The sequence below is a fragment of the Streptomyces sp. NPDC004561 genome (assembly GCF_053602155.1).
The window spans coordinates 1-7,479 of sequence record NZ_JBSGDB010000433.1; the positions used below are offsets into that span (position 1 = coordinate 1).

The following is a 7,479-nucleotide window of genomic DNA, read 5'->3' on the forward strand; positions in this document are numbered from 1 at the left end:
GGCCTGCTGGCGCTGGCGGAGCACCCGCGCGCGTACGAACTGCTGCGCGCGGGAAAGGTGGAGATCCCCTCGGCCGTCGAGGAGTTGACCGGGGCGCTCGCCGACGCCCTCCTGCGCCAGGGGCCGGTCAAGGCCGCCTGCGAGATCGACGCCAAACCGGCCGGCGACATCGGTTTCCTGCGGGTGTGGACCGGCACGCCGGGCGGCGCCGACGCGCGCGGTGTGCTGCGGGCGTTCGTCGCCGCGGAGGACAACGTCAGCAAGGAGAGGTACCGCGCCATCCGGACCGGCGGCGGCCTCGACGGCGTCGAGGTGGAGTACCTCTACACGAGCAAGCTCCTTGACGAGACGAAGAAGGAGAGCGCCTTCGCCGTCAGCACACCGCACGGCCCGGTCGTCGTGCACCTCGGCGGTATGGACACCGAGGAGCACGACGCGATGCTGCCCGCGTACGAGCTGGCCAAGCGGAGCATGGCGCTCTCCTGACGGCCGCCGTCAGTAGCGCAGCCGCCTGGCCCGGAGCAGCATGAACGCGCCGGACAGGGCGAGCAGGGTGCCGATGGCGGCGGGCCACAGGTGGGCCCCGGTCTCCGCCAGTCCGCCACGTGCCGCCTGGGGCTCGGTCCCTGACGCCGCGGGCGGGACGTATCCGGCGGCCGAGGCCGGGGGCGTGGTGGACACGGACGGCGCCGGCTGGGCCTGGCCCGACCCGGTCGAGGTGGTCCGGGGCGACGGGGACTCCGCGTGCTCGGTGCTCGTGGCCCGGCCGGTCTTTCCGTCCTCCGACCCGGCCGAGCGGGACGCCGGGGCCGCGGTCGGCTTCGCGGACGGTGCCGGCTCGCTGTGCTTGGTGGTGTGACCCGGGGTGGTGTGACTCGGGGAGATCGTCGCGTCGGTCCTCGGCAGATCGCCGGGTCCGGCAGCGGTCGCCGTCGGCGCGGCGGTCACCGTCGGCGCGGCCGTCGCGCTCGCGCCGGGCGCCGCCGTCGCGGTGTCGCCCGAGCCCGGTGCCGAACCGGTGCCGGAACTCGCCGTCGGCGCCGCCGTCGTACCGGAGTCGCCGCCCGTCGGGCCGCAGGTGCGGCCGGAGTTGATGCAGTCGACCACCGTCCGCATCAGGTTCTCGTCGAAGACGTTGATGAAGTCACCGTGGTCGGTGACGGGCTTGTGCAGCTGCTCGGGGAAGGAGTCCACCGCGAACAGCGGGACCGTACGGCCGCCGTCCTGGAGGCTCGGCGCGGGGACGTCGTAGACGATGCGCTCCACGAGCTGCGGGATGGCGACGAAACCCGCCTGGCACGAGCCGTCCTCGGCGGCGAAGGCCACATGGGTGCGGTGGTTGGCGCTGTCGATGTTGCGGCCGTCCCAGCAGCTCTGGAACCGGAAGGAGCGCACCACGTCGCTGCCCGGCGGGCACAGCGGGTACTTGTCCTTCAGCTGCCGGTTCTCGTAACCGGTGCAGCTCCAGGACGCGTTGGCGTTGGCGGGGCCGTTGACGAAGGCCTTGGCGTCGCCGGTGATGATGCGCAGCAGGCGTGGCATGGCGGTCACCTGACCCCGCGGGTTGCCCAGGAAGGTCAGCGTCACCTGCTTGGGCGTGACGATCTGGCCGGCGTTGCCCTCCGTGCCGCCTCCCGGGGACCCGGCGTCCCGCTCCTGGGTGCCGTTCTGCAGACGCAGCACCGGCCAGTAGTACGAGGACTTGTCGCCCTTGTCCACGCAGCTCGTGCCGGCGTCGGCCAGGGCCTGGTCGCTGGCGAAGGCGTTGTTGCCCTGGTTTCCCACGTAGTCGTGGAAGTGGTGGGCGCCGTTGGTGACTCCGGGAGCCACGATGACGTTGTCCGAGTTGAACAGGCCGTTGGCGTTGACCCCGCAGTCGGAGGTGAAGCTGCCGCGCGAGGCGCCGTCCTGCTGGGGCGGGTTCGGCACGTCGGGCTGTACGGAGGTGATGTCCGCGTAGTCGGAGACGACGGGCCCGTTGCCGCCCTGGCCCGCACCGTTCTGACCCGTACCGCCGTTCTGACCCGTGCCGCCGCCGCTCTGCTGGGCTCCCTCGCTCGGCGGGACGGAGGCCTGACCGCCGCCGCCCGTGCCGTCACCCGCGGTGTGCAGGGTGCACGCGGCGAGCGAGTCCAGGCCCTGCGGACGGTCTCCGGCCCGGTCGATGGCGTCGGCGATCCGCCCGAGGGCCGCCGTCCGCTTCTCCTTCAGGGGCTCCATGATCGTGCTGTCGGCGGAGCCGGTGGCCTGTCCCGCCTGCTGCAACTGCCGGTACGCCGCCGCGGTCTGCTGGTCGAGCCGGGCGAGTTCGCGGTCCACGTCCTGACGGGCGGCCTCCGGGACGGCGGTCAGGCGGGTGCCGACGTCGGGGCAGTAGATCGTGGCCATGCCCGCGGACAGGACGTGTCCCCCGGCGTCGGCGGTGGTCCCGCCGCCCCAGCCCTCGCTGGCGGAGGCGTAGACGTTCGCCGCGACGAGTCCGCCGCCGCCCAGCATCAGGGCCACTGCTGCGAAGGTCGCGCGTCGTGCGCCGGTGTGGCGTCTGCGCCTGTTGCGTACCAAGGTCGTCCCCTGTGTGTGTTCAACGGTCGGGCATGGAGTTCCCCCGCCCCATACGGAGGGCGGGGCCATTGTGTTCAACCGAATCGGGAATTCATGGGGACCTCACAGGAACACGCGGGCCCCGGCACTTCCCTTTCGAACGTCACCACGAACATCACAAATACGTATCGGACATTTAAGACCTCAACCTTCACACGAGGTACACACGTTGGCTAGGTTGACGCTCGGCGGTCGGCTGACCCCCGGCGAGCCGCCGTATCCCGGCTCCGCGCACTCGGCGGAGTCCGGACCGAACGGCCCAACTGCCCCGCGGGGCAAGGAAGGAGCACGTCTTCCATGGCGCCGGAGAACCGCGACGAGGTTCAGCAGCGGATCAACTCCCTGTACGACCAGGCCGAGAACGCGACAGGGAACTTCAACGCGACACGGGCCATGGCGGCCCAGAAGCGTTCGCGTGGAGTCCCGCTGGCCAAGCGGTCGGGCCGGCGCCCGGATCCCGCTCTCGACGCGATGACCCAGCAGTGGTTCGAGGCGGCACGCGCCAAGATGGGCCCGTTGGTCCCCGCGGTCCTGCCGGCCGACCGGCAGCCCAACCCCTCGGCGGGCTCCGCGCGTTCCCGGGGGCGGTCGGGTGGCGGCCTGCCCGAGCGCGAGTGGGACCCCGCGGCCCTCGGCCTGCCGGCCCTCGAACGGTCAACCGGCCGCGCGGTCGCCGAGCTGCCGCCCGGCCAGTCGTCGACCGCTGCTGGCCTCGCCCTGCCGGCCCCGGACGGCGCACGCCCCGCCCTCCCCGGACCCCGTCGCCCCGAACTCCCCGGCGGGTCCCCGGCTTTGCCCGGTGCACAGGACAACCGGTCCCTGACCGGCCGCACGGCACCGGAACCGGAACCGGCCCAGTCCGGCAGCGGTACGCAGGATTCATCGGCCGGGCTTGGATGGTCGGCGGTACCCAGCACGGGTGGGGTGGAACCGGCCGGACTCGGCTGGGAACCGACACCCGGCGCAGACGGATTCGCCTGGGCAACCGAGCCTGGCCGACGTACGGCCGAAGCGACCGGACTCGGCTGGGCAACAGCACCCGGCGCAGGCGGAGTGGAAGCGCGCGGACTCGGCGGCGCGGAGGCACTCGGACTCGGTGTGCCGGAACAGCTCAGCCCTGTGGGTCCGGCGATGCCCGGATTCGGAGGAGCGGAACCGGCCGGGCTCTCGGCTCCAGGGGCATTCGGTCTCGGTGCGGTGGAACAGGTCAGCGCTGCCGGTACGGCGACACCCGGCCTCGGTACGGCGGAACCGCTCGGCCTCGTGGGCCCGGTGCCCCCTGGCCTCGGCCTCGCCGCACCCGTCGGCCTCGGTCCCGTCGAGACGGCCGTCCTCCCGGTCGCCGCGGCTCCCTCCGGGCTCGGCGACTCGGTCCAGGAGCCGCGGCTCCTGCCCACCGCCGCGCCGGGCCGCCCCTCCCCCGGTGCCGCCAAGGCGGACATCCGCCGCAAGCTCGGCACCGCCCGTGACCTGCTCACCTGGCGCACCGCCCAGTTCCCCACCGCTGTCACGACCGCGCAGTCCGCACCCGCGATGCCGGCCCGGAGCGGCGCGGCGACGCGGGCTCCCCTGCTCGGTGCGGGCCGCATGGCCCAACTGAGCGCCGGAATCCCGGGCCAACCGCTCCCCGCGCAACAGGACATGACCCCGTCAGGGCAGTGGCAGCAGCCTCAGTGGACAACCGACACGGGCTCTTTCACCTACCCGGCGCCTGCCACACCGACCACGGACACCGGCCCCCTCACCTACCCGGCCCCCGCCGCACCGCTCACGGACACCGGCTCCTTCACGTACCCGGCGCCCGACCCAGCCGCCACGCCCACCTACCCGGCGTCCGCCCCTCCGGTCGCCGACACCGGCTCCTTCCCATACCCGTCCGCCCCCGCCCCGCTCGCCGAGAGCGGCCCCGCCCCCGAGTCCCCCCGTGCGGTGCGGGCCGCCAAGGCCATCGCGTTCGCTCGGGCGCAGGTCGGGAAGCCCTGTGTGTGGGGTGCGACGGGGCCGGACTCGTACGACTGCTCGAGTCTCACGCAGGCCGCGTGGAAGGCCGCCGGGGTCACGCTGCCGCGGGCCGCGCACCAGCAGGCGCTGGCCGGCGCACCGGTCATGCCGGCCGGGATCGAGCCCGGTGATCTCGTCCTGTTCTTCGACGACGACCGGCATGTCGGCCTCCACGTCGGTGGCGGCCTGATGATCCACGCCCCCGGCCCGGGGTCGACCATCCGCGAGGAGTCGATCTACGGCGCCGGGGAGGCGGCGATCCACCGGATCATCAGGCCCGCCTGACCCCTCGGGCGTACGGGCTCAGCGGCCCCGGCGCCCGGTACGTCTGCTCTCGTAGTGGTCGAGCAGGGTCTCCTCCACGGGGCGGTAGGTCAGGCCCAGTTCGCGGACGCCGCGGCTGTTGTCGACGCGGAAGCGGATGCCGAGGTGCTTGCGGATGTAGTCCTGGGTGAGTCCGAACGCGGGGCCCAGGACGCGTACCGGCCAGTGCGGGAGCCTGGTGCGCGGCAGCCGGAGGTCTCGGGGATGGCGGGTGCGGATGATGCGGGACATCTCGTGGAACGAGGTCATGGTCTCGGCGGCGACGATGTACCGTCCGTGGGCCTCGGGATTCTCGGCGGCCGCTATGTGCGCGTCGGCCACGTCCCGCACGTCCGCCGTGGTGAAGCTGAAGTCGGGGGCGCCGTAGCAGAAGTAGCCCTGGAACAGCTCGTCGAGGAGGAAGAGGCTGCCGGACTCCGAGGCGGGGGTGAAGGAGGGCCCGAGGATCAGGCCGGGGTTGACGGACACCATGCGCCAGCGGTCCTGTGCCGCCTCGGCCTCCCAGGCGGTCCGCTCCGCGAGGGCCTTGGCGTAGTGGTAGGGGTTGTTCTCCACCGTGCTGGTGGTGTTGACGTACCGCTCCGAGAGCACACATCCGTCCATCCTGAGGACGTCGGCGTAGTCGCCGAAGATCGCGCCCACGGTGGAGGTGAACACCAGGGTCCGGACCTCGGGGGTACGTCCCAGGGCCGCGAGCACGTTGCGGGTGCCGAGCAGCGCCGGGTCCACGACGTCCCGGCGGCCGTCCTTGATCCGTTCCGGCATCAGGAACGGCGAGGCCACGTGGAAGACGGCCGAGCAGCCGCGGAAGGCGGCGCCGAAGCCGGCCTCCTTCAGCAAGTCGGCCTCGAACAGCTCCAGTTGGCGGGGGAACGCCTCCTGCATCTCCCACAGCGGCCGGATCTTCGCCGCGTCGGCCCTGTTCCGCACGGTGGCGTGCACCCGGTAGCCCCGCCCCAGGAGCCGCCGGACCAGATGGCTGGCGACGAAGCCGCCGCCGCCCGTCACCGCTACGGTCGTCCCCGCCTGTGCGCTCACGCCGTCCCTCCCCCGCCTTCCGGCCCCTCGGACACGAGGACAGGGTCGGGCACGGGTGCGCCCCGAGGGAACACCCCGGGCCATAAGCGACCTCTGGGGAAGTCATAAGGTCCCCTTATGAGGTCATAGACCGGACCCGCGTACCAACTTAGGTCTGCCTTAGCTTAGGCTTCGTGATCGAGTAGCCCATTCACACTCGAAGGGAACCTGATCATGCCGCGCGCCCTGCGGGTAGCCATAGTCGGAGCCGGCCCCGCCGGGATCTACGCAGCCGACGCGCTGCTCAAGTCCGAGGTGGCCGCCGAGCCCGGCGTCTCCATCGACCTCTTCGAGCGGATGCCCGCCCCGTTCGGCCTGATCCGGTACGGAGTCGCCCCCGACCACCCGCGCATCAAGGGCATCGTCAACGCCCTGCACCAGGTGCTCGACAAGCCGCAGATCCGCCTCTTCGGCAACGTCGACTACCCGACGGACATCAGCCTCGACGACCTGCGCGCCTTCTACGACGCGGTGATCTTCTCCACCGGCGCGATGGCCGACCGCGAGCTTTCCATACCCGGCATCGACCTGGCCGGTTCCTACGGCGCCGCCGACTTCGTCTCCTGGTACGACGGCCACCCGGACGTGCCCCGCACCTGGCCCCTGGAGGCCGAGAAGGTCGCGGTGCTCGGCGTCGGCAACGTGGCCCTCGACGTGGCCCGCGTCCTCGCGAAGACGGCCGACGAGCTGCTGCCGACCGAGATCCCGCAGAACGTCTACGACGGTCTGAAGGCGAACAAGGCCCTGGAGATCCACGTCTTCGGCCGCCGGGGCCCGGCCCAGGCGAAGTTCAGCCCCATGGAGCTGCGCGAGCTGGACCACTCCCCGAACATCGAGGTCGTCGTCGACCCCGAGGACATCGACTACGACGCGGGCTCGATCGAGACCCGGCGCGGCAACAAGCAGGCCGACATGGTCGCCAAGACCCTGGAGAACTGGGCGATCCGAGACGTCGGCAACCGTCCGCACAAGCTGTTCCTGCACTTCTTCGAGTCCCCCGCGGAGATCCTCGGCGAGGACGGCAGAGTCGTCGGCCTGCGCACCGAGCGCACCGCCCTCGACGGCACCGGCAACGTCAAGGGCACCGGCGAGTTCAAGGACTGGGACGTCACCGCCGTCTACCGCGCGGTCGGCTACCTCTCCGAGAAGCTTCCCAAGCTGCCCTGGGACCTGGACTCGGGCACCGTCCCGGACGAGGGCGGCCGGGTGATCGAGGAGGGCGGCTCCCACCTGCAGTCCACCTACGTCACCGGCTGGATCCGGCGCGGCCCGGTCGGTCTCATCGGCCACACCAAGGGCGACGCCAACGAGACGGTGTCCAACCTGCTGGACGACTACGCCCACGGCCGTCTGCACACCCCGGCCTCGCCCGCGCCGGAGGCCGTGGACGCCTTCCTCGCCGAGCGCGAGGTCCGCTTCACCACCTGGGAGGGCTGGCACAGGCTGGACGCCGCCGAGCGCGCGCTGGGCGAGCCG

Annotated in this window: 5 protein-coding genes; 3 read left to right on the forward strand and 2 right to left on the reverse strand. The window is 72.2% G+C overall.

Translation table 11 applies throughout. The annotated features are described in order from the left end of the window. Window positions 1-486 (forward strand): lipoprotein (locus ACWEN3_RS36770; RefSeq protein WP_452980139.1); only part of this gene is annotated, 486 nt, incomplete at its 5' end. Between the two features lie 9 nt (window positions 487-495). Here ACWEN3_RS36770 and ACWEN3_RS36775 read toward each other — a convergent pair. After that, a complete protein-coding gene (locus ACWEN3_RS36775) occupies window positions 496-2,496 on the reverse strand; it encodes a DUF1996 domain-containing protein (RefSeq protein WP_452980151.1) in 2,001 nt (666 codons plus the stop codon). Between the two features lie 402 nt (window positions 2,497-2,898). On the opposite strand from ACWEN3_RS36775, the gene ACWEN3_RS36780 reads away from it, so the two are divergent. Beyond that, window positions 2,899-4,887, forward strand: coding sequence for an NlpC/P60 family protein (locus tag ACWEN3_RS36780; RefSeq protein WP_452980142.1), 1,989 nt, complete (start codon window positions 2,899-2,901; stop codon window positions 4,885-4,887). Window positions 4,888-4,905: 18 nt separating this feature from the next. Here the strand turns inward: ACWEN3_RS36780 and ACWEN3_RS36785 are convergent, their stop codons facing one another. Then, on the reverse strand, window positions 4,906-5,964 hold the full coding sequence (locus ACWEN3_RS36785) for an NAD-dependent epimerase/dehydratase family protein (protein WP_452980145.1): 1,059 nt from the start codon (window positions 5,962-5,964) through the stop codon (window positions 4,906-4,908). A 213-nt stretch (window positions 5,965-6,177) separates the two neighbouring features. Here ACWEN3_RS36785 and ACWEN3_RS36790 point away from each other — a divergent pair. Further along, on the forward strand, window positions 6,178-7,479 hold a 1,302-nt coding region (locus tag ACWEN3_RS36790; protein ID WP_452980148.1), incomplete at its 3' end, for an FAD-dependent oxidoreductase.

Excerpts from the sequence above, each read along its gene's own strand:
- ACWEN3_RS36775 (WP_452980151.1), bottom strand. The coding sequence starts at position 2,496 with ATGCTGGGCGGCGGCGGACTCGTCGCGGCGAACGTCTACGCCTCCGCC.
- ACWEN3_RS36780 (WP_452980142.1), top strand. The coding sequence starts at position 2,899 with ATGGCGCCGGAGAACCGCGACGAGGTTCAGCAGCGGATCAACTCCCTG.